Source organism: Janthinobacterium sp. HH102, assembly GCF_001758625.2.
GTDB lineage: Bacteria > Pseudomonadota > Gammaproteobacteria > Burkholderiales > Burkholderiaceae_D > Janthinobacterium.
The window spans coordinates 3,467,821-3,489,736 of the sequence record NZ_CP062062.1; the positions used below are offsets into that span (position 1 = coordinate 3,467,821).

General features: G+C 63.7%; 19 protein-coding genes. 7 read left to right on the plus strand and 12 right to left on the minus strand.

Annotation, left to right across the window (positions count from 1 at the left end; translation table 11 throughout):
• Positions 1-2: 2 nt before the first annotated feature.
• Both JAB4_RS15680 and JAB4_RS15685 read right to left on the minus strand, forming a co-directional pair.
• Positions 3-2,099: a bifunctional 2',3'-cyclic-nucleotide 2'-phosphodiesterase/3'-nucleotidase gene (locus JAB4_RS15680; protein ID WP_070218724.1), complete on the minus strand. Its 2,097-nt coding sequence runs from the start codon at positions 2,097-2,099 to the stop codon at positions 3-5.
• A 114-nt stretch (positions 2,100-2,213) separates the two neighbouring features.
• Entirely contained in the window at positions 2,214-3,260 is a 1,047-nt protein-coding gene (locus tag JAB4_RS15685; protein WP_070218725.1) for a hypothetical protein, read from the minus strand.
• Between the two features lie 237 nt (positions 3,261-3,497).
• On the opposite strand from JAB4_RS15685, the gene zigA reads away from it, so the two are divergent.
• Genes zigA through JAB4_RS15705 form a run of 4 tightly spaced genes read left to right on the plus strand, consistent with a single transcriptional unit; the run spans position 3,498 to position 7,095 of the window.
• Entirely contained in the window at positions 3,498-4,724 is a 1,227-nt protein-coding gene (zigA, locus tag JAB4_RS15690; RefSeq protein ID WP_070218726.1) for a zinc metallochaperone GTPase ZigA, read from the plus strand.
• 18 nt (positions 4,725-4,742) lie between these two features.
• The gene (locus JAB4_RS15695; RefSeq protein WP_070218727.1) at positions 4,743-5,747 is read left to right on the plus strand and encodes a GTP-binding protein; all 1,005 of its coding nucleotides are present in this window, start codon (positions 4,743-4,745) and stop codon (positions 5,745-5,747) included.
• Positions 5,744-6,532: a hypothetical protein gene (locus JAB4_RS15700; RefSeq protein WP_070218728.1), complete on the plus strand. Its 789-nt coding sequence runs from the start codon at positions 5,744-5,746 to the stop codon at positions 6,530-6,532. Before JAB4_RS15695 ends, JAB4_RS15700 begins: the two co-directional genes overlap by 4 nt.
• A gap of 44 nt (positions 6,533-6,576) precedes the next feature.
• Positions 6,577-7,095, plus strand: coding sequence for a GNAT family N-acetyltransferase (locus JAB4_RS15705; RefSeq protein ID WP_070218729.1), 519 nt, complete (start codon positions 6,577-6,579; stop codon positions 7,093-7,095).
• A 13-nt stretch (positions 7,096-7,108) separates the two neighbouring features.
• On the opposite strand, the gene JAB4_RS15710 is transcribed toward JAB4_RS15705, so the two are convergent.
• The 9 genes from JAB4_RS15710 to JAB4_RS15750 all read right to left on the minus strand — a co-directional run bounded on the left by JAB4_RS15710 (position 7,109) and on the right by JAB4_RS15750 (position 17,839).
• On the minus strand, positions 7,109-7,534 hold the full coding sequence (locus JAB4_RS15710; RefSeq protein WP_070218730.1) for a transcriptional repressor: 426 nt from the start codon (positions 7,532-7,534) through the stop codon (positions 7,109-7,111).
• A gap of 103 nt (positions 7,535-7,637) precedes the next feature.
• Positions 7,638-8,987, minus strand: a complete 1,350-nt coding sequence (locus JAB4_RS15715) for an alpha/beta fold hydrolase (protein WP_070218731.1) — start codon at positions 8,985-8,987, stop codon at positions 7,638-7,640.
• Positions 8,988-9,095: 108 nt separating this feature from the next.
• Positions 9,096-9,974 carry a peptidase gene (locus tag JAB4_RS15720; RefSeq protein WP_070218732.1) on the minus strand — a complete coding sequence of 293 codons (879 nt, stop codon included), beginning with the start codon at positions 9,972-9,974 and terminating at the stop codon, positions 9,096-9,098.
• A 92-nt stretch (positions 9,975-10,066) separates the two neighbouring features.
• The gene (locus tag JAB4_RS15725) at positions 10,067-10,876 is read right to left on the minus strand and encodes a transglutaminase family protein (protein ID WP_070218733.1); all 810 of its coding nucleotides are present in this window, start codon (positions 10,874-10,876) and stop codon (positions 10,067-10,069) included.
• Positions 10,876-11,820 (minus strand): alpha-E domain-containing protein, encoded by a 945-nt coding sequence (locus JAB4_RS15730; protein ID WP_070218734.1) that lies wholly within the window; start codon positions 11,818-11,820, stop codon positions 10,876-10,878. Before JAB4_RS15730 ends, JAB4_RS15725 begins: the two co-directional genes overlap by 1 nt.
• Positions 11,814-13,283, minus strand: coding sequence for a circularly permuted type 2 ATP-grasp protein (locus JAB4_RS15735; protein ID WP_070218735.1), 1,470 nt, complete (start codon positions 13,281-13,283; stop codon positions 11,814-11,816). The genes JAB4_RS15730 and JAB4_RS15735 overlap by 7 nt, the downstream gene beginning before the upstream one ends.
• 170 nt (positions 13,284-13,453) lie before the next feature.
• Positions 13,454-14,581 (minus strand): HAMP domain-containing sensor histidine kinase, encoded by a 1,128-nt coding sequence (locus JAB4_RS15740; RefSeq protein ID WP_070218736.1) that lies wholly within the window; start codon positions 14,579-14,581, stop codon positions 13,454-13,456.
• Between the two features lie 83 nt (positions 14,582-14,664).
• On the minus strand, positions 14,665-15,537 hold the full coding sequence (locus JAB4_RS15745) for a hypothetical protein (RefSeq protein ID WP_139143635.1): 873 nt from the start codon (positions 15,535-15,537) through the stop codon (positions 14,665-14,667).
• 85 nt (positions 15,538-15,622) lie between these two features.
• Positions 15,623-17,839 (minus strand): TonB-dependent receptor, encoded by a 2,217-nt coding sequence (locus tag JAB4_RS15750; RefSeq protein ID WP_070218738.1) that lies wholly within the window; start codon positions 17,837-17,839, stop codon positions 15,623-15,625.
• A gap of 233 nt (positions 17,840-18,072) precedes the next feature.
• Here JAB4_RS15750 and JAB4_RS15755 point away from each other — a divergent pair, with 233 nt between their 5' ends.
• The 3 genes from JAB4_RS15755 to JAB4_RS15765 all read left to right on the plus strand — a co-directional run bounded on the left by JAB4_RS15755 (position 18,073) and on the right by JAB4_RS15765 (position 21,304).
• On the plus strand, positions 18,073-18,744 hold the full coding sequence (locus JAB4_RS15755) for a hypothetical protein (RefSeq protein WP_070308429.1): 672 nt from the start codon (positions 18,073-18,075) through the stop codon (positions 18,742-18,744).
• A gap of 364 nt (positions 18,745-19,108) precedes the next feature.
• A complete protein-coding gene (locus JAB4_RS15760) occupies positions 19,109-20,062 on the plus strand; it encodes a 2-hydroxyacid dehydrogenase (RefSeq protein WP_070218740.1) in 954 nt (317 codons plus the stop codon).
• A 51-nt stretch (positions 20,063-20,113) separates the two neighbouring features.
• Positions 20,114-21,304 (plus strand): low temperature requirement protein A, encoded by a 1,191-nt coding sequence (locus JAB4_RS15765; protein WP_070218741.1) that lies wholly within the window; start codon positions 20,114-20,116, stop codon positions 21,302-21,304.
• Positions 21,305-21,317: 13 nt separating this feature from the next.
• On the opposite strand, the gene JAB4_RS15770 is transcribed toward JAB4_RS15765, so the two are convergent.
• Positions 21,318-21,848 (minus strand): GNAT family N-acetyltransferase, encoded by a 531-nt coding sequence (locus JAB4_RS15770; RefSeq protein ID WP_070218742.1) that lies wholly within the window; start codon positions 21,846-21,848, stop codon positions 21,318-21,320.
• Positions 21,849-21,916: the final 68 nt, after the last annotated feature.

Below are 21,916 nucleotides of genomic sequence, written 5' to 3' on the forward strand. Positions count from 1 at the left end.
CCTTATTTGCTCAGGTCGATGCGGTACTTGGCGAAACCGCTGGCATCGAGCCCGCCTTCGGCCGCCACGCTGGCGATGCCGCTGCCTTGCGCCAGCGCCAGGTGGCCCGGCGCCGAGCGCAGGATCACGGGGCCGGCCGTGGCCGTCTTGACGAAGCTCCAGCTGCGCGCGCTGCCATTGGCCGCCAGCGTCACCTTGCCGCCCTTGGTACTGAGCGACGCCAGGTAGTTGCTGACCACGGCCTGGTTCGCATCGGGCGACTTGATGATGGTCTTGCTGCCGTCGATGCCCGGCACGGCGCCGCCGCCACCGGCGCGGTAATCGTTGGTGGCGACGATGAAATCATCGCCATCGGCCACGGGCGCGCCCTTGTACATGAGGTTGACGATACGGCTGCCGACCTTTTTCGTCACGTCGATCTGGTACGTGAGGGCATTGTTTTCCGCGTAGAACACGTCGTAGTTGTAAATCGTGCCATACGACGGCACCAGGTCCTGCTCCGCCGTGGCGCTCGGATCGATCTGCGCGAATTGCTTGGCCGACGTTTCCAGCCACGCCTTCAAGTCCGCGCCCTTGATTTTCACGGCTTGCAGGTTGTTATTGCTATATAGATACAGGTCGCCCGGATTGCGCACCTGCAAACCGATTGGCGCGGCCGGCGTCGCGCCCGCGGCCACGTCCGTGAAGTCCGACGGCCCGTTGCGGCCCGCCTTGAATGGCGCGCTGCACGAGATGACGGGGATATTCTTGTAGCTGGACAAGGTCGCATCCGTGCTGGTGGCGATGAAGTTTTTCATGTAATCGAGCTGTGCCTGGTTCACCAGCTGGATGGCGCTCACGTCGCCCACCAGCGCGAAATAGGCGGACATCTCGAAATCCGTGCTGATGCCCAGCGGCTGCTTGGCGTAGGCGATGGTGGCCGCATGCTCGGTGGCTACCAGCGGCGCGATGGCCGGGTCGGCTTTCACGAGGGTCGTGCCGTCCGTGTACTTGAAGCCGCGCGATTCCACCGTCGTCTTGGCCGGCTGCACCACCCACTTGCCGCCCTGATAGACCATGGTCAGCTTGATGATGCCCAGACGGCGGCCCCAGCTTTGCGCCATGACGGTGGGCACGCCGTTCACAAAGCCGTTGACGGCGTCGATCTTCGCGCTGGCGGGGAAGGCGGCAAACGAGGCGTCCAGCGCGGCCGCGCCCGTCTCTTTGCCTTTCGGGAAGATCAAATGCGAGTGGCCGATCATCAGCGCGTCGATGCCCGTGCTGGTCAAGTGATAGCTGCCGTTTTCCATCTTCGGGCTGTAGGCGCTGGTGTCCAGGCCGCCATGGGACAGGGCCACGACGAGGTCGGCGCCCTTGTTGCGCAATTCCGGCACATACTGTTTCGCCGCTTCCTGCACGCCCGTCACGCTGACTTTGCCGGCGAGCACTTTCTGGTCCCATTCGAGGATTTGCGGCGGTACAAAGCTCAGCACGCCCACATTGATTTTCACGGTCAGCTTGCTGCCGTCGGGCGCTGTGGCGGCGAAATCGCGGGGCAGCAGGGCGTAGGGCTGGAAGATGGGCTTGCCGCTGCTCACGCCGACGACATTGCTCAGCACGGAAGGGAAGGCGGGCGCGCCGCAGGTGCCCGTGGGCTTGGCCACGCCCGGTATGCCGAAATCCGTGTTGGTGATCTGGCTCAGGTAGGGCAAGCCATAGTTGAATTCATGGTTGCCCATGCCGCCCGCGTCGTATTTCAGCGCGTTCATGGCCTTGTGCACGGCTAGCGTGCTGCTGCAAGGAACGGGCGCGGCCACGGCCTGCAGGTCGGCCAGCAAGGTGCCCTGGATGACGTCGCCATCGTCGAGCAGCACATTGTTCGGATTTTCCGCGCGCGCCGCCTGGATCAGGGTCGACGTGCGCTCCAGGCCCAGGCTCGTGTCTTCGGCCAGCGCGTAATAGTTGTAGCTCAAGACGTTCGAGTGGATATCGGTCGTTTCCAGCAATGCCACGGTGACCGTCGTGCCCTCGGGAATGGCTGGCGCCGTATTCGAACTGCCGTTGCAACCGACGAGACCCGCACTTGCCAGCGCCGCCAGCATGACCCAATTTGTTTTCATTACCGCCCTCGGAAAGATTCAAAGGACGCGACTGTAACGCCGCCATATGACGCGGCGATGACAGCCGTGCAAGGCGCATGGAGACAGGGTCGCGCGCGATGGCGCGGCTGCCTGTCAATGTGCCGGCAGTTTTTTCAGTACTTCATTGCTGAAGTAAGGCTCGTCTTCCACCCAGAAAATATAGTCGAGGCCCAGGTAGTTGCGGGCAAAGTCGAGCAAGTCTTCGACTGAATTCTTTTTCCCAGTACGGGGATTGATTTGGCGCAGGTTGCCGTCCTGTACGGCCATGCCCTTGACCAGGTTCGCCGGATAGTCCTTGATAAAACCGTAACTCTGGCCCATATGGCTTTTCCGATACGGCATCAGGTCAGGACCGCCGACGCCCATCCGCAGCGCTTGCGCTTGCGCAAACAGGCCGCGCATATAGCCCTTGTCGGTCCACGGCAGCCATTCACCGGGCAGGAAATTCAGATACACCATGGTGGTGGTGTGGGGAAAAGCCGCGGCCAGTACCTGCATGTTGTCCTTGATGGCGTCGACATATTGTTGCGGCTTGAAATCATCGGGGAACGTCGTATTTCCCTTGCCGTCCTCCACGCCAATGTCGATCGAGCTTTCGCTGAAATTGATGCCCTCGATTTTCCCGTCAAATTCCTTGCCCAACGCCTGGATCAAGCGTTGATAACGCTCGCGTACCGGCGCTTCCCACATTTTTGGCGACCAGCCATATTCATCATCGGTGACCGCTTTATGCGGGTCGCGTTCCGGTGCGGAAAGCATGCTCTGCTTGATGATGCCGCCCTGGTAGCGAGGATCGCTGAGCAAATACGCCGGCACATTGTGGCGCGGCGTGAATGATTTTTCCTGCAGTTGTATCCACAGCTTTTTCCCGATCGAGTCGAGATAGCTGATGTCGTGGCGGATCGGCGCAAAATCGTAACGGTCCTGTTCCGGCTCCAGGCTGCGCCAGGTGTACACGATTTGAGCACCGCTGAAGCGCGGATCGCTTAATGCCTTATCCGCGCGGATGTTTTCCCCGTGCGGTTCACGGTGATTGAAGTAAATATAGTGCTTGATCGGGTGCTTTATTTCCGCGGCAATCGCACTGCCCATCATCAAAATAACTAATGCAAAAAACGTTGTATGGCTGCGTAAGATCATCGATTCCTTGGGCACTGTGAGAATTTAGCTGTTCAGTCGCCAGGCGCTTGCTTCGATAGCAGAGCCGGTGCGATTCCACTATAGCACCTTGAGGAGGTGGCCTGGACTGCGCGGCGTGTTCAGGATGGCAGGTGACGATTGTCACGCCAATGCAAGTAAGTTGCATTATAATTCGCAAATGCAATTGAACTGCATTTATATCCGCCATCACGCACCCACCAATTCGAAGGATTCCCCATGCCCCAGCGCAAACTCCCCGTCACCGTCCTGTCCGGCTTTCTCGGCGCCGGCAAGACCACCTTGCTCAACCACATACTGCGCAACCGCGAAGGCAAGCGCGTGGCCGTCATCGTCAACGACATGAGCGAAGTCAATATCGACGCTTCGTTGGTCAAGGACAGTGCCGAGGCGGCCGGCGCGGCACTGTCGCGCACGGAAGAAAAACTCGTGGAAATGTCGAACGGCTGCATCTGCTGCACCCTGCGCGACGATCTGCTGCTGGAAGTGCGGCGCCTGGCTGCCGAAGACCGCTTCGATTACCTGTTGATCGAATCGACGGGCGTGGGCGAGCCGATGCCCGTGGCCGCCACCTTCGACTTCGAGGACGAGCACGGCGACAGCCTGAACGACGTGGCCCGCATCGACTGCATGGTCACCGTCGTCGACTGCGCCAACCTGCTGGCGGATTTTCATAGCGAAGACAGCCTGGAGCAGCGCGGCGAGATCGCGGGCGAGGGCGACGACCGCCAGCTGGCCAACCTGCTCACGGAACAGATCGAGTTTGCCAATGTCATCGTCCTCAACAAGGTCGACATGGTGGCGGCGGACGAGCGCCGGCGCGTGCTGGCCATTTTAAAAGCCCTCAATCCCGGCGCGCGCATCATCGAAACCAACCAGTCCGTCGTGCCGCTCGACGCCATCCTGGGCACGCACTTGTTCGACCTGGAGCACGCAGCCGCCATGCCGGGCTGGGCGCAGGAGTTGGCTGGCAGCCACACACCGGAGACGGAAACCTACGGCATCGGCAGCTTCGTCTACCGGGCGAAGGAGCCATTCCACGCGCAGCGCCTGCACGATTTCATCTCGCAACCGATACCGGGCGTGGTGCGCAGCAAGGGATATTTCTGGTTGGCCAGCCGCCCCGAGTGGGTGGCCAGCCTGTCCGGCGCGGGCAAGCTGATGAATATCGAGCCCGTGGGCCTGTGGTGGGCGTCCGTGCCGAAGGAGCGCTGGCCCACGGACGCCGCCTCGCTGGCGGAAGTCAAGGCGGGCTGGAGCGAAACGTACGGCGACCGCTACCAGGAGCTCGTCTTCATCGGCCAGGACATGGACCAGGCGGCCATCGAGGCGGACTTAAGGAAATGTCAACTCAACACCACGGAAACGCGCCAGGGCATGGCCGCCTGGCGCAAGCTGCCCGACCCGTTTCCCCAATGGCAACGAATGGAAGAACTCGAAGATTAACTTGGACAGGAACACACTATGACAGAACTGATCCCCGTCACCATCATCACGGGTTTTCTCGGCAGTGGGAAAACCACCTTGCTCGAGCGCATATTGCAGGGCGATCACGGCGTGCGCATCGCCGTGATCGAAAATGAATTCGCCGCCGAAAGCATCGACCATGGCTTGCTGGTGCAGGACAGCGACGAGCAGATCGTGGAAATGAACAATGGCTGCATCTGCTGCAGCGTGCGGGGCGACCTGATCCGCATCCTGGGCGATTTGCACGCCAGGCGCGCGGCGGGAAGCATCACGTTTGATCACGTCATCATCGAAACGACGGGCCTGGCCGCGCCGGGTCCCGTGGCGCAAACCTTCTTTGCGGAACCCTCCGTCAGCGAGTGCTACATGCTGGACGCCATCCTGACGGTGGTCGATGCGCGCCATGCGCAGCAGCAATTGACGGCGCACAAGGAAGCGCAGGAGCAAGTGGGCTTTGCCGACCGCATCCTGCTGTCGAAGACGGACCTGGTCAGCAAGGACGACCTGGCCGCGCTGCGCCAGCGCCTGGTCGCCATCAATGGCCGCGCCAGCATACAGAAAGTGCGCTTCGGCAATGTGCCCTTGCGTGACATCCTGAATATCCGCGGTTTCAATCTGAACGCCATCGTCGAGCTGGAGCCGGATTTCCTCGGAGAATTGGGCCACCGCCATGGGGACGGCGTGCAATCGTTCGTGTACCACCAGGCCCAGCCCCTCGATCTGCTGCAGGTGGAAAACTTTCTCGATGCCGTGGTGCAGCTGTTCGGCGCCCAGCTGATGCGCTACAAGGGCATTTTGTATGTTGCCGACTTGCCATGCCGCGCCGTGTTCCAGGGCGTGCACATGCTGATGGGCTCGGAATTGGGCGCACAGTGGCGCGACGATGAGCCGCGCGCCAGCAAGATCATTTTTATCGGCCGCGACTTGCCGCAGGAGATGCTGATCCGGGGCCTGGACCGCTGCGTGGTCAAGGCGGATAGTCCCGTCGGGGTGGCCGCATGAGCGTGGGAGCGGGCTTGCCCGCCCTGGCGCTGATCTTTCTGCTTGGCATGCGGCATGGCCTGGAACCGGACCACCTGGCCGCCGTCGATGGCCTCACCTTGCGTAGCCAGGCGGCCCACCCGCGCTGGACGCCGTGGATGGGGGCGCTGTTTGCCCTCGGCCATGGCGTCTGCGTGCTGGCCATCGTGGCCGTTGCCGCCCTGGCATCCAGGCAATTCACTCCTTCGGAAAGCGTGTTCGGCTGGCTGGAATGGCTGCCCATCGTCTTGCTGCTGGTGATAGCCGCGCTGAATGCGCGCAGCTTGCTGGCTGGCGCGCAACTGGCCGAGGTGCGCGGCCGGCTGCTGCCAGGCTGGCTGCGGCGCGCGTCCGGGCCGCTGGGCGCCATCCTCGTCGGCATGCTGTTCGCGCTGGTGTTCGATACGGCCTTGCAGGCGGCGGCCTGGGGCTACGCGGCCGTGGCGCTGGGCGGCATGGGGCCAGCCTTGCTGACGGGGACGGTGTTTGCCGTCGGCATGGGCGTGACGGATACCTTCGATGGCTGGGTCACGGCAAAGGTCATGCGCACCGGCAAGCTTGATGTCGTGCGGGCGTTCCGGCGCCGCCTGGGCTGGCCCATCGTCGCCATCTGCGTGGCGATGGCCGCTTACATGGCTGCCGGCAAGCTTGATCCGGCCTGGTCGCTGCCGGAAAGCTGGACGGCGGCGCTGGGCGCGGCCATGGTCTTGCTGATGGCGGCCGTGTACGGCTGGACCTTGCTGGGCTTGCGCCGCGTGCGTGCGTAAGGGAAGGGCGTGGGTATAATGGGAAAAAACTGCCGAGTCCTCCCATGCCCGCACCCGATATCGTCATCCGCCTGCTGACGCCAGCCGACACCACCGCCTTTTGCGCGCTGCGCCTGCGCGCCATCCTCGATTCGCCCAGCTCGTTTTCGGCGTCACGCGAGGATGAGCTGGCGCGCACGCCGGAAGAACACGTGCAGCGCATCGCCGGCGGCACCCTGCAGCGCGGCTTTGGCGCCTTCGATGGCGATCGTCTCGTCGGTTTTGCCGGCTTGCGGCGCGAATCGCTGCGCCAGCTGTCGCACAAGGCCGTGTTATGGGGCGTGTTCGTCGATGTGACGCAGCGGGGCCATGGCGTGGCGCGGCGTCTGGTGAACGCCTGCATCGAACTGGCCGAGACGGACCCTGCCATCATGCAAGTGCACTTGAGCGTGAATGCGGAAAACAATGCCGCCCTGCGCCTGTATGAATCCCTGGGATTTATCGCGTATGGCACGGAGCCGCGCTCGATGCGCGTGGGCGACCTGTTTTATGACGAGCATCACCTGGCCTTGCTGCTCAAGTGATGTCAGAAGGGTCTTACTTGCAGCGCGGGCACAGGCCCTTGATCAGGTAATCGACTTCGCCGCCGCTGAAACCTTCCGGCAAGAGCACGGGCGGCGGCAGCTTGACTTCGTTGAAGCAGGTGACGTTCGCGCATTTGGTGCACTGAAAGTGCGCGTGCTCGTGCGCCTGGTGGCCGGCACCGGCGCTGAAGCGCCACACCTGGTCGGCGCCCGCGATGCGGTGCACCAGTTCATTTTCCGTCAGCCATTCCAGCACCCGGTACAGGGTGACGGAATCGATATCGCTGTCCTGCGACAGCGCTTGCTGGATTTCATGGTGGGTCAGCGAACGGCTTTGCGCCATTAAAAAGTCGAGCACCTTCACGCGCGTCTTGGTGACGCGGGCGTTGGTGTTGCGGATCAGCGATTCGGCGTGCGGTGTAGAAGATGATGTCAACATGATAAGCCTGCTTGCGGGGGATCGGCTGACGGCGTCATCGCCGTGCCCGTTGCCACCCTATGGGCCGTATCTTAGCATGCGTGCCGCACCGGATGGAACGGCGTCATGGTTTGAACGTCCAATAGCGGCCGGCGGCCGTATCGACGGGCTCGAGAAAGCGCTGGTCGGCGCGCGCATGGTTGCGTATCAGATAAAACATGTCGGACAGGGCCGAGCGCTTTTCCGCAAAGTAGGAGTGCTTCATGAAGCTCGTGTCGACCCCGGTGGCGTCGATGGTTTCCACGCCCGCCACGATCAGCATGCCGGCGCCGCTGTCGCCTGCCCGCGCGTAGCCGTGCACGGCTTTCGAGGCGGCCAGCGCCAGGTCTTGCGAAGAGGCATATAAAGTGACGGGGTTGCGCGCGCCGGCCAGTTTGGGCGCGATATCCTGTTTGAAGATGGCGGCGTCGATGTCGGGCGCGGACAGGATGATTTCCGTGATCTTTTGCGCCAGCTGCGGTTGCGCGGCCAGCAAGTCGGCCGCGGCGCGCGCCAGGCCCCGGCTGCCCATGCTGTGGCCCACCAGATAGACTTGCGCCGCCTCCGTGCTGGCGAGAAAGTCGGCCAGGAAGGCCGTGATGTGGGGCGTGCTCCATTCGATATTGTTTTCATCGATGGTGTAGCTGGCCACTTCACCACGCGACGGCCAGCTGTAGAACACGGGCGCGCCGTCGAAACCGAGGTCGTAGGCCATTTGTCCCGTGCGCCGCGCCGCATCCTCGAAACTCACGTTGTAGCCGTGCACGAAGATAAAGGCGCTCTTGCCGGCCGACGCGCGGATCTGGGTTTTCAGTGCGGCAAAGAAGTTGTCGCGGTCCTGCACGTCGGCCGACAGCACCACCACGTGCTTGACCGGGTCGTCGCGAAATTCCAGGCGCCACAGCGACGGCGATTCCAGCTGGCCCATGCGGTGGTCGCGCGGGATGCTGATGTCGCAGCTGCCATAGCTGAGCGGGCCATTGCCTCCCATGACGTTGCGTTCGCCGCTGAAGCGCTGGGCCGGCGGCTTGCCCACGTCGCGCTGGCGGTCCGTGGCGAAATACACTTTCACCACCGCGTAGTTCGACACGACGGCGCTTTTGTCGGCGGGGGCGGGCGCCGTTTGCGCCGCAGGCGCTGCCGGCGGCAGGGCTACGGGCGGACGCAGCGCATCGAGCAAGCCTTGCGCGGCGAACAGGGTTTCCATGTCATCGGGTACTTTCGCCGTGGAGAGGGCAGCCGACAGGGCCAGTTGCAGCTGGGTATTGGCGGGTTCGGCCTCCAGCGCGGCGATGGCGGCCAGGATGGCGGCGGCGCTGTCGAACTTGGCGATGGCCAGCTTCAGGCGTTGATAGTGGCTGGCGACGGCTTCCGGCGCGTGGCCCGGCGCGCCATGTTCGATGGCCGCCACGACGGCGGAAGTAATCAAGTCCATGCGCTACCTGCCTCTCTGATCAGTATGAATTAAATATCAACTCATATTGCCATAAAAGCACGCGGAAAGCGACTTGTCCAGCACCGCGCGCACGCGGTGCGCGGCAGGTCAATGCTGCTTGTCGTCGCTGAACTGCTGCGCCAAGGATTGCAGAGGGGCCACCGTCAGGCCGCCGCGGCTCACGTGTTCGGGGATGGCTACGCGCACGGGCTTGCTGTGCATGTTGCTTGACGACAGCACGTTCGTGGTGGTCTCGGGCGCCGCGTTCCACACGGGATCGACGATGCCTTCGAACACATGTTTCAATTGCTCGCCCCAGGTGTCGCGGATCATGCGGAAATACTGGTTCTTTTCATCGATGGTGACGAAGCGCGTGACGGCCAGGCTGCCCGTCTCGTAGACGAGCAGATCGAGCGGCAAGCCGACGGAAATGTTCGAGCGCAAGGTGGAATCCATGGAGATCAGCGCACACTTGGCCGCTTCGTCCAGGCGCGTGAACGGGTTGATGACCCGGTCGATGATGGGCTTGCCGTATTTGGCTTCGCCGATCTGGAAATACGTGTTTTCATCATGCGATTCGATGAAATTGCCGGCCGAATACACCTGGAACAATCGGCAGCGCTCGGCGCCTATCTGGCCGCCCACAATGATGCTGACGTTGAAATCGATGCCGCAGTCGGCCAGGGCCTTCGCTTCGCGCAGGTGCACGGTGCGCACGGCTTCGCCCACGATGCGCGCCGCGTCGTACATGCTGGCCACGTTCCAGATGCTGCGTCCGTCCGCATCCACGTGTTCGGAGACGATCTGGCGGATCGCCTGCGAGATCGACAGGTTGCCGGCCGTCATCAGGACCAGCATGCGGTCGCCCGGGTTCTCGAACACGCTCATCTTGCGGAAGGTGCCCACCTGGTCCACGCCGGCGTTGGTGCGGGAGTCGGACAGGAAGACCAGGCCTTCGTTCAGGCGCATGCCTATGCAATAAGTCATCGTCGTAAATCAAATCCAAAAGGGGGAGCATTCTACACCAGCCGGGGCTTGAGTCTCGGCCGCAAGCCCCGGCCAGCCTCATTCCTGCCTATTTACACGGGCACGATCTGTACATCCACGTGCAGCGTTTCCGTGCCGCCGCCCTGGCGCACGCCGCGCACGGGCGCCGCCGAATCGTAGTCGCGCCCGATGGCCAGGCGGCAATACGCATCCGTCATCAGCCGCGCGTGGGTCACGTCGATGCTGACCCAGCCTGCGAAATCCGTGTCTTCCGTCCAGGCGTCGACCCAGGCGTGGCTGGCCGCGTGGCCCGTCGTGCCTGGGTCGATGTAGCCGGACACATAACGGGCCGGGATACCCCAGGCGTGGCAGCAGGCGAGGAACAGATGGGCGTGGTCCTGGCACACGCCGCGCCCCAGTGCCAGGGCGTCGCCGGCCGTGGTGGTGACCATGGTGGCGCCGCTTTCATACGCCACCTTGCCGACGATGTGCTCGGCCAGGCGCAGCAGATGGCCCGTGCCGGCCGTCACGCGGCGGTCCGGCAGGCTGGCGGCCGCCAGCTCCACGATGGCAGGGTTGGCCTGCGTCAGCGGCGTCGGCATGGTAAACAACAGCGGGGACAGGGTATCGACCAGGTTCAGTCGTCCCTTGTGCGGGTAGATGGTTTCCACCACGCCCTGGGCGACCAGGCTCAGCGACTGATGGCTGCCGTTAATGGTCAGCATATGCGACAGGTTGCCGTAGGCATCCGTATAGGCGTGGCACTGGCCCGGCGTCGTGATTTGCCAGGACAGGGCCCGCTGCTGCGGCTCGATACGCGGCGTCAGGTGCAGCTGCTGGATAGTGTAGGCCAGCGGCGCACTGTAGGCGTAGCGGGTTTCGTGGCGGATGGTGAGCTGCATCAGGCCGCCAAGGGAACGAGGAAGTCGCGGCTGACCCGGTTGCCCAGCTCATAGATGTTTTCCAGAAACTCCGTCAGGGTCACGTGCAGGCCCGCCTTCATGATGTCGTCAATATGGCCGAATTTCAGTTCCGCATGCAGCTTGCCGGCGAACCGCTCCGTATCGGCCGACACGTCGTTGCGGATATGTTTCAGATTTTCCACCACGTCATCCATGCAGGCAAGGAGCGACCTGGGCATGTCGCCGCGCAGCATCAGCAATTCCGCCACGCGCGCCGGCGTGATCACGTCGCGGTAGACCTTGCGGTAGATTTCGAAGCCGGACACGGAGCGCAGCAGGGCGGCCCAGTAGTAAAAGTCGCGCTGGGTGATGTCTTTCGAGGTGTCGCGCGCGCCATGGAACTTCACGTCGAGGATGCGCGCCGTGTTGTCGGCCCGCTCGAGGAAGGTGCCCAGGCGAATGAAGTGGATGGCTTCGTCCTTGAGCATGGTGCCCAGGGTCACGCCGCGCGACAGATGCGAGCGGTATTTGACCCATTCGAAGAAGGCGCTGGGGTCCGTTTCCAGCAGATTGCTTTTCAGGCGCTTCTGCATGTCGAGCCAGGTGGCGTTCTGGATTTCCCACACTTCCGTCGTCAACGTCCCCCGCACGGCGCGGGCGTTTTCGCGCGCACCCGTCAGGCAGGCCAGGATGGACGAGGGGTTGTTCGGGTCGCGCACCATGAAGTCGAGCACGTCGCGCGTATGGAAGCGGCCATATTGGTGGTCGTACGCGCTTTGCAGCTCGGAAATGCCCAGAGTGGCGCGCCAGCCTTGCTCCGCGTCCTGCTCGGACTGCGGCAGCATGGACGTCTGCATGTTGACGTCGAGCATGCGCGCCGTATTTTCCGCCCGCTCCGTGTAGCGGGCCATCCAGAACAAATGATCGGCAGTGCGGCTCAGCATGTTTTCTCTCCTGCAAAAGCTGCTTTTTCTTCTGATAATGTGGCTTCCAGTACCCAGGTATCCTTGGTGCCGCCTCCCTGCGAGGAATTGACCACCAGCGAGCCTTCGCCCAGCGCCACGCGGGTCAGGCCGCCCGGTACCATGGAAATGGTCTTGCCCGACAGCACGAACGGGCGCAGATCGATGTGGCGCGGTGCGATGCCGGCATCGACATACGTGGGGCAGGCGGACAGGGCCAGGGTCGGCTGTGCGATGTAGCCGCCCGGATTGGCCAGCAGGCGCTGGCGGAAGTCCTCGATCTGCGCCAGGCTCGACGCCGGCCCCACCAGCATGCCGTAGCCGCCCGCGCCATGCACTTCCTTGACGACGAGTTTCGCCAGATTCGCCAGCACGTAGGACAGGTCGGCCGCCTTGCGGCACTGGTAGGTGGGCACGTTGTTGAGGATCGGTTCCTGCGACAGGTAGAATTTGATCATGTCCGGCACGAAGGGGTAGATCGACTTGTCGTCGGCCACGCCCGTGCCGATGGCGTTCGCGAGGGTGACTCTTCCCGCGCGGTAGACGGACAGCAGGCCCGGCACGCCCAGCGAGGAATCGGAGCGGAAGGCCAGCGGGTCGAGGAAATCGTCGTCGACGCGGCGATAAATGACGTCGACGCGTTTGGGCCCGCGCGTGGTGCGCATGTAGACGGAATTGTCGTTGACAAACAAATCCTTGCCTTCGACCAGTTCCACGCCCATCTGCTGGGCCAGGAAAGCGTGCTCGAAGTAGGCGGAGTTGTACATGCCGGGCGTCATGACGACGACCGTCGGGTCATCGACGCCCATGGGCGCGACGGAGCGCAGGTTGTCGAGCAGCATGTCCGGGTAATGGTCGACGGGCGCGATGCGGTTGCGCGCGAACAGTTCCGGGAACAGCCGCATCATCATCTTGCGGTCTTCCAGCATGTAGGATACGCCGGACGGCACCCGCAGATTGTCTTCCAGTACATAGAATTCGCCCTGGCCCGCGCGCACGATGTCGACGCCGGCGATGTGCGCATAGATGTCGGAAGCGACGGCAATGCCCTGCATTTCCGGGCGGTACTGGGCATTCTTGTAGATTTGCTCGGCGGGAATGATGCCCGCCTTGATGATGTTTTGCTCATGATAGATATCATGGATGAACATGTTCAAGGCTTGCACGCGCTGCACCAGGCCCGTCTGCATCTGCGCCCATTCGGCGGCGGGGATGATGCGGGGGATGGTATCGAACGGAATCAGGCGTTCCGTGCCGGCATCGTCGCCGTAGACGGCAAACGTGATGCCGACGCGGCGGAACGTCAGGTCGGCTTCGGCCCGCTTGCGGGCGATGGTCTCGGGCGATTGCTGTTCCAGCCAGTTGTTGAATTCACGATAGTGTTCACGTACCTTGCTGTCCGTCCCCACGTCATCTGCAGTCATTTCATTGAAAAAATTTGCCATGTTGTGATTTCCCTTGAGCCGTGTCTGACTATAGCTCAGCAGGAAGCGTGCCAATGGCGCACACCCGAAAGTATGTAAAAAATGACCACTTTTGTGGCGTAAAACCGTCATCCGCACCGCTTTGGTGCGCTACGGCAGCGATTTTGCCGGCAGATGGGGCGTAGCTGCGATCAGGTGCCTGGCGTGACGAAGGGCCGGCAATCGATCGGCAGGTCGATGGTAAACGTGGTGCCCGTTTCCGGCGCACTGTCGACCAGCGCGCTGCCGCCGTGGCTTTCCGCCACGTTTTGCACGAAGGGCAGGCCGATACCCCAGCCGGGCGCGTTGCCTTCGTGCTCGCGGCGCAGGTATTCGAAGATGCGCTGCGTCTGGTCTTGCGCGATATTGCTGCCCGTGTTGTGCACGCTCAAGATCATGCGTTCGCGCAAACTGTCGATATGAATATGGATGGGACCGTCGTCGCCATACTTGACGGCATTGACGACGAGGTTTTCCAGGGCACGGCGCAGCGAATTTTCGCACCACCAGCCCGTCACGGAGGTGCCGCTGACCACGCATTTGCCCGGATGGCCGATATTGACGCTGTCGGCAACCTGCCGTGCCAGCGGCAGTACGTCGAGGCGCCGCAGGACGAGGGGCAGCTTTTGTCCCCGGTGGTAGCTGAGCGTATCGAGCAATTCCTGGATCATGTCGTCGAGGCGCTTGCCGTGCTCGATAATTTTCAGCGCCAGCGCCGCCACGTCCGGCTGTTGCGCGCGCCGCTGCAGCAGCTGTGCACTGTTGAGCATGACGGACAGGGGATTGCGCATGTCGTGCGACAGCCCGGCGGCGATGCGGCGCTGAAAACTTTCGTGCATGGCGGTAAATTCCAGGATGGCTTCGCGGATGCCCGTATCGATCGAGGCATTGATCACCTTCCAGTCCTTTCGCCGCAGCGGCACGCCCGCCTCCAGCGCGGCGGCGGCGAAGCAGTCGCGGAAAATCTGGTATTCCTGAATTACCTGTTCCGGGCCATAACTGGTCATGCGCGCCCGTTCGTTGCCATGCACGGCAGGCGCGTTGGTGTTGCTGGTGGCGTCGTCGCGCGGGTAGCCTGGCGTGAGCGCTTCGGCCAGGTTGTCGAAGAAGGCGGGCAAGGTGTTGATGAGGATGGGCGTGAGCAAGGCATCGGCGCCGCGTACCTTGGCGCGCACCTCGTGCTCCCACTGCGTCAGCACGGCATCGCGCATGCTGAAGATGCGCCGCGTGCGGGCGGGCATGTCCAGCGCAAGCATTTTCTGGTCAGAGGCATAGGTCATCGCGGCTCCCCATCGACATCCCGGCATCCGCGCGATGCAAGGCGGGAGCTAAAGTATCCTCCAAATCGGCGCGCAGGTGGCGTTCAATTTGACGCGTGGGCGCCCGTCATGACGGCGCTCAAATGGCTGAGGGCCGCATCCCATTGCTCCAGCGAAAAGTTTTGCGGGTCGTCATGACCGTTCGCAAAGCCCGTATCGAGCACGGCGTGGAAGGCGGGAATCAGCCACGTGCCCTTGCGCACGCTGGCGGCGATATACAGCAGGGCCAGGCGGTCGTATTGGGCCGGCGTAAAGCCGGGATCGGGCGCCAGGCCATCGTTGCCCTTGCCGCCGCCGGGCACGGAGTTGCGCGGCTGCACCAGTTCCACGTGCAGGAACAGACCCGTCAGCGACGGCTTGTCCTTTTCCAGCTTGCTGGCATAGCCGGCCGTGCCAAAGTCGCGCACGGCCAGGGAATCGCCGAGGCGGTTCACGTAGACATGGCCCTTCGGACCGCCGCCGAGCGCCGGATTGCGCAAGTTGAAATCGTTGAAATCCCAGCTGGCGTCGTTGATGTGATCGGGAATGGTTTCGTTGAGAAAATTCGGGTAGCTGGTGTCGTGGATGACGAAATAGCGGGCCATGGGCGCGGCCAGCCGGCCCACGGCGCGCGACAGCGGTGCATCGACGGCGCCGCCCGCGTCCGCCTCGGCGATGCCTTGTTCCGCCAGCCAGGCGCGCAGGGCGACGGGGGCGATGCCCGTGCGCTGGCCGACGTGGGCGGCAAGAAAGGCCGGCAGCGGCGCACTGTCGCCCAGACGCGCATACAGTTTCACGGGGCGCAGCAGACACATGGCTTGCGCCCGCGCATCGCCCTTGAAACCGCTTTTCCAGGCCGCGTAAGGGCAGGCGGCCTGCTTTTGGGCAGCGGCGGGCAGGGACAGGCAGAGCAATAACAGGAGGGCAGGGAGTTTCATGCGGGCATTGTCGCCCATATCCGGCCGTTGGCACAGGCGCGCACGCGAAGCGGCCCGGGGAAGGGGCAGCTTCGCGTCGGTCCGGTTAAAACGCCACGCTGCCCGATACGACGAAGGTGCGCGGCGCTGCCAGCACGAGGCTGCCCGCGTCGAACGAGGAGACGGCCGAGGCCCAGTAGCTGCGGTCGGCCACGTTGTCGATGCGCGCGCGCAAGGTCACGTCATGGCCCGCCACCTGCGTCAGGTAGCGCGCGCCGATGTCGACGCGGGTCCAGGACGGCAACTGTTTGCTGTTGGCCAGATCCGCATACTGCGTCGAGGTGTAGACGGTGCGGGCATTCAGGCTCAAGCCTGGCGCGTCGGGCACGTCCCATTCGCCGCCCACGCTGAGCTGTGTTTTTGGCGCGCCGATGGCGTTCTTGCCATTGTTGGCCGGCTTGTCCGTCTTGCGCTGTTCCGTATCGAGCCAGGTCAGGCCGCCCAGCAGGCGCACGCCCGCCATCGGCGTGCCGAAGACGGACAGTTCCAGGCCCTGGTTGCGCTGTTCGCCCGACAAGGTGGCGCGCGAGCCGACCACGGCCGGCAAGGGCTTGGCGGTCGAGAACAGCGCGGCGCTCATGCCCAGCCTGCCGCCGTCATATTTGACGCCGATTTCCTTCTGCTTCGACTTGTAGGGCGAGAAGACTTCGCCCTTGTTGCTCAGTGGCACGTCGTTCTGGCCATCGAAATAGGTACCGCTGGCAACGGGGCCCTTGACCAGCGCCTCGATGTAGTTGGCGTAGACCGACACGTTCTTGCCGGCCTTGTAGACGATGCCGGCCACGGGCGTCGTGGCGCTCTTGTCATAGCTGGAATATTGCACAGCCGTGCCATAGGCATATGCCGCATCGCGGATCTGCTGGCGGCGCAGGCCCACGGTCAGCAGCAGCCGGTCGTCGAGGAAGGCCATGGTATCGGCCACGGCGTAGCTGTTGAGGATAGTCTTTTGCGTCAGGCGCGGGTCGCTCATCACGCCGCCCGAGTTCGCGGGCACGGTGGGCGGCATGGCCACGTCCAGCGGATGGTAGATATTCGTCGGCAAGCCCGCGTAATCGCTGATCGCATACGCATTTTTCGCCTCGTTCCAGTGCCCGGACCAGCTGGCCACCAGGGTGTGGCGGACGGCGCCGGTATGGAGCTTGCCGCGCACGCCCAGTTCGCCCGTGCGGATTTCCTGCTTGCGGGCATTGTCGAAGCGGTACACGCTGGCATCGCCATTGAGCGCGCTCAACGTCGGTTGGGCCAGGCTGTTCGCTTCCTTCGTCGAGCGGCTGCCGAACGCGGCCCAGGCTACGACATCCTTGGCGAGGTCGACTTCGGCGCGTGCCGTGCCGAACACGTCATGCTCCTTCGAATAGCTCCATGGCTGGGCAAAGTTCTTCGACGCATCGGGTGCGCCTGGCAAGGCCGTCAGGCTGCCCGTGTTGATGGAAGGGCGCGGCGCCGTCAAATCGAAATTCTGGTAGCCAGCGTCGGCCGACAGGCGGTAGCCGCGGCCCCGGTAGTCGAGGCCGACCGAGAACATGCCCACGTCGTGGTCTTCGCGCTGGATGCCGGTTTCGCCCTGGCGCTTGGCGGCATTCACGCGCACGCCGAATTCCTGCTGCTCGCCAAAGCGGCGCGCCACGTCGATGGCCGCGTAGGCGTGGCCGCCCGATTCCACGCCCACGGTCAATTCCGTCAGCGGCGTGTTGCCGGCGCGCTTGGGCATCAGGTTGATGGCGCCGCCGATGCCGCTGCCGCCCGGCGCCGCGCCGTTGAGGAAGGCGCTGGCGCCGCGGAACACTTCCACGCGCTCGAGTAATTCCGGCGAGACATATTGACGAGGCAGGACGCCGTACAGGCCGTTGTACGCCACGTCGTCCGAATCGAGGGCGAAGCCGCGGATCACATACACTTCCTGGAAGTTGCCGTAACCGCGAGACATGCGCACCGCGCCATCGCTTTGCAGCAAGTCGCCCACGCTGCGCGCTTGCTGGTCGGCAATGAATTGCTGTGTATAACTGGTGCTGCCGAATGGCGAGTCCATCATGTCCACGGCACCGAGGATGCCCATGCGCCCGCCGCGCGCCACCTGGCCACCCGCATACGCTTTCGACAGTCCTTGCGCCGACGCGTCGGCCGAGGCATTGACGACTACCGTGGGCATGGTTGGCGCGTCGCCGGCCGCTGCTGCGGTGCTGGTTTGCGCGTGGGCGGCGGCGCTGGCCAGCAGGAAGGCGGCCAGGGCGAACGGGGTAGGGACGAGGTGGAAGGTGCGCATGGAGTTATCTGGATATTAATGAGAATGATTATCATTATATTCCAGCGCGGTGCGGCGCGTGGGAAAGTGTGAGAAAGCGATGAAAAAGTCGTCATTTGTGCAACATCCGATACCCCAGGGTGCCGGAATCTGGCGAGAAAAGGCGCGCCAGGCGATACCTTGTGGATTTATTAATGCCTATGGTCAAGTTTCGCTAAAATAAGCCATCGCGCCCGGCGCCCACAGGAAACCGCATGCCATTGCACCGCCATCTACAGTCCGCTTCCATGCGCCTACGGGGCGGCTTGAGCTTCAAAGGCGCGGCCGTCGCGCTGATCCTGGCCATGCATGTGCTGGGCCTGTATTTCCTCCTGCTGCCGGCGCGGCAGCTCAAGCAATATACGGAAGTGGCCTTCATGACCTTGCTGCCGCCCCGGCCCGCGCCGCAGGCGCCGCCGATGGCCATGCCGCCACCCATGCCGATTCCCGTGCCGCGCGCGCGGGCTCAGGTTCCGTCCGTCGTGCCTGACATGCCGCCCGTGACAGCAGAAGCCATCACCATGCCCACCGAGGAATTGTCCGTCGCGCCCCCGAACGCACCAGCTGGCCCCGATTTGCGCACGCGCGCCAGGCTGGCTGCGGGCGCCGCCGACAAGGCTTTGCGCGGCGAACTCAAGCAACAACAGCCTTGGCTGGCCGCGGCCGACCTCACAGGCGACAGCGCGTTCCAGAAACAGGTCGCCTCCGCCTGGCGCGGCGGCCCCGTCATCCGCGTAGAGGAATACCTGACGGCCGATGGGCGTCCCGCCACGCGCGTCGTCAACCCCGGCGGTGCCACGTGCTTTGGCATGGATGCGAACCCGGGCGCGGGCGCCGACCCGTTCAAGACGGGCGGCAAGATCAAACGCGTGCCTTGCCCTGGTTGAGCCGGATTGAATGCTATGTAGGTCAGATTAGCGCAGCGTAATCTGACAGTCTGCGTGGCGGCGCTTGTCGGCTTACGCCCTGCGGGCTAAGCCGACCTACGGCGGAATCGGGTCGCCCGACGCTGGCAAAGACCAGTTGTAGGTCAGATTAGCGCAGCGTAATCTGACAGGTTGCGTGGGAGCGCTTGTCGGCTTGCGCCCTGCGGGCTAAGCCGACCTACGGCGGAATCGGGCAGCCTGACGCAGGCAAAGACCGCGCGGCGTGCAGGGTTTTAGGGGGCGTATTAGGGTATGCCATCCCCGGCTGGGCCTCAAATATGCTAAGTTGCGTCTGCAAATCTTGTCGACACGACCCAGGACGCCCATGCCACCCGAACTCCTCATCCTCGCCCCCAGTCCCTCGGCTGCCGTCAACGCGCAGCTGGAACAGCAATATACCTGCCACCATGCCTGGCAAGTGCCGGCGGATGAACGCCGCGCCTGGCTGGCCGAGCGGGCGCCGGCCATCCGCGCCGTCGTCACGACGGGCGCGCTGGGCTTGAACGCCGCCGACATGGGCCTGCTGCCCGCATTGGAAATCGTCGCCGTCAATGGCGTGGGCCTCGATGGCGTGGCGCTCGACGTGGCGCGCGAGCGCGGCATTGCCGTTACCACCACGCCGAACGTGCTGACGGACGACGTGGCCGACATGGCGCTGGCCTTGCTGCTGGCCAGCGCGCGGCATGTCGTGGCACTCGACCGTTTCGTGCGCGATGGGGGCTGGGAACGCCGCGAGGCCATCGCCCCCGCATCTACCTTGCGCGGCAAGACGGCCGGCATCTTCGGTTTCGGCCAGATCGGGCAAGCCATCGCGCTGCGCCTGGCCGCCTTCGGCATCCATGTGCGCTACTTCCAGCCGCGCGCCATTGCCGGCACCGACGTGCCGCGCGCGGAGTCCTTGCTGGCCCTGGCGCAGGAAAGCGATTATTTGATCGTCTGCGCGCCTGGCACGCCGGCCACGCGCAAGATCGTCGACCGCACCGTGCTCGACGCGCTGGGGCCGCAAGGCACCCTGATCAATATCGCCCGTGGCGCCCTGATCGACGAAGACGCCCTGATCGCCGCCTTGCAGGATGGCCACCTGGGCGCGGCCGGCCTCGACGTGTTTGCGGACGAACCGCGCGTGCCAAACGCCTTGCGCGCCTTGCCCAACGTCGTGCTCACGCCGCACGTGGGCAGCCTGACCGTGGAAACACGCCATGCGATGGGTCAACTGGTCGTCGATAACCTGGCCGCCCACTTCGCCGGCTTGCCCTTGTTGACGCCAGTAAAGTTATAAATACCCACCCGGGACGTACCGTTTTAATCAAGCATGAATGAAAGAGTAGCTATGGAATTAAGTAAATCGCTGTTGCGCACGCGGGGCGGGCTGGACAGCGGCAAGGTGGGCATGATCGAGCTGTTCTTCGATCTCGTGTTCGTGTTTGCCGTGACGCAGCTGTCGCACGGCTTGCTGGCGCACCTGAGCGCCGTGGGCTGGCTGCAGACGGGCTTGCTGCTGATGGCCGTCTGGTGGGTGTGGATCTTCACCTCGTGGATCACCAACTGGCTCGACCCCGAGCGCATTCCCGTGCGCATCAGCCTGTTTGCGCTGATGCTGGGCGGGCTGATCATGTCGGCCTCGATACCGGAAGCGTTCGGCACGCGGGGCCTGGGCTTTGCGGGCGCCTACGTCGCCATGCAGGTGGGCCGGCCCCTGTTCGCCTGGTGGGCCGTGCGCCATGAAGCGCTGGCGCGCCGCCGCAATTTCCAGCGCATCGCCTTGTGGGCCGTGCTCTCCGGCATCTTCTGGATCGCCGGCGGCATCGCGTCGCCCGAGCAGCGCATCTTCTGGTGGGCCGCGGCCCTGCTGATCGACCTGGCCGGACCATGGATGCTGTTCGGCATGCCGGGCCTGGGCCGCTCGACGACGGCCGACTGGGACGTCGATGGCAGCCACATGGCCGAACGCTGCGGCCTGTTCGTCATCATCGCCCTGGGCGAATCCTTGCTGGTGACGGGCGCCACGTTCGCGGGCCTGGAATGGACGGCCGGCAACTGGCTGAGCTTCTTGTCTGCTCTGGTCGGCAGCATCGCCATGTGGTGGATTTATTTCGACACGGGCGCCGAAGCGGGCCACCACCGCATCGCCCACTCGAAGGACCCGGGCCGCATCGCCCGCAAGGCTTACACGTATATCCACGTGCTGATCGTGGGCGGCGTGATCGTCAGTGCCGTGGCCGATGAACTGGCCCTCGTGCATCCGGATGAAGCAAGCTTCGCCGGCATCAGCGCCTTGCTGGGCGGCCCGATCCTGTATCTGCTGGGCAATGCGCTATTTAAATGGGTCAGCAGCGACCGCACCGCGCCGCCGCTGTCGCATCTGCTGGGCATTTTGATCATCCTGGCGCTGATCCCGATGGCCTACGGCCGCCTGTATTCGCCCTTGATCCTGGCCTGCATCACGAGCTGCGTGCTGGTACTGGTGGCCGTGTGGGAGCACATGGCGCTGCGCCGCCCGCCGCCGGAGATCGATCCCTGATGCCGGCCTGACCTTATCCGGCCGGCGCGATGTCGTCCGGATCGCTGCGCGCATCGAGTTGCAGCTGTAAAAACGCCAGGTCCAGCCAGGCGCCGAACTTGGTGCCCACCTGGCGCATCAAACCCACTTCCTCGAAGCCCAGCTGCTTGTGCAGGGCGATCGAGCCGGCATTGCCCGCCTCGATGCCCGCCACCATCACATGCTTGCCCAGGCCGCGCGCCCGCATAATCAGTTCCCCCATCAAGGCCTTGCCGACCCCGGCGCCGCGGCGATCGGCGCGCACATACACGGAATGCTCGACCGTATGGCGGAAACCCTCGAACGGGCGCCAGTCGCCGAACGAGGCGTAGCCAGCCACCTTTTCCTCTGCATCGATGGCGACGAGCACGGGATAGCCGGCCCGCTCGCGATCGGCCAGCCAGGCGGCGCGGTTGGCCGCATCGACTGTCCGTTCATTCCAGATGGCCAGGGTATGGCTGACGGCATCGTTGTAGATGGCCGTGATGGCCTCGATATCGCCCGCGTGGGCATCGCGTATGCGCATGTTGATCTCCTTGCTAGTAGTCTACTATAATGGACAAATAATAGTGTGCCGCCCACGCCTTGTCCAAT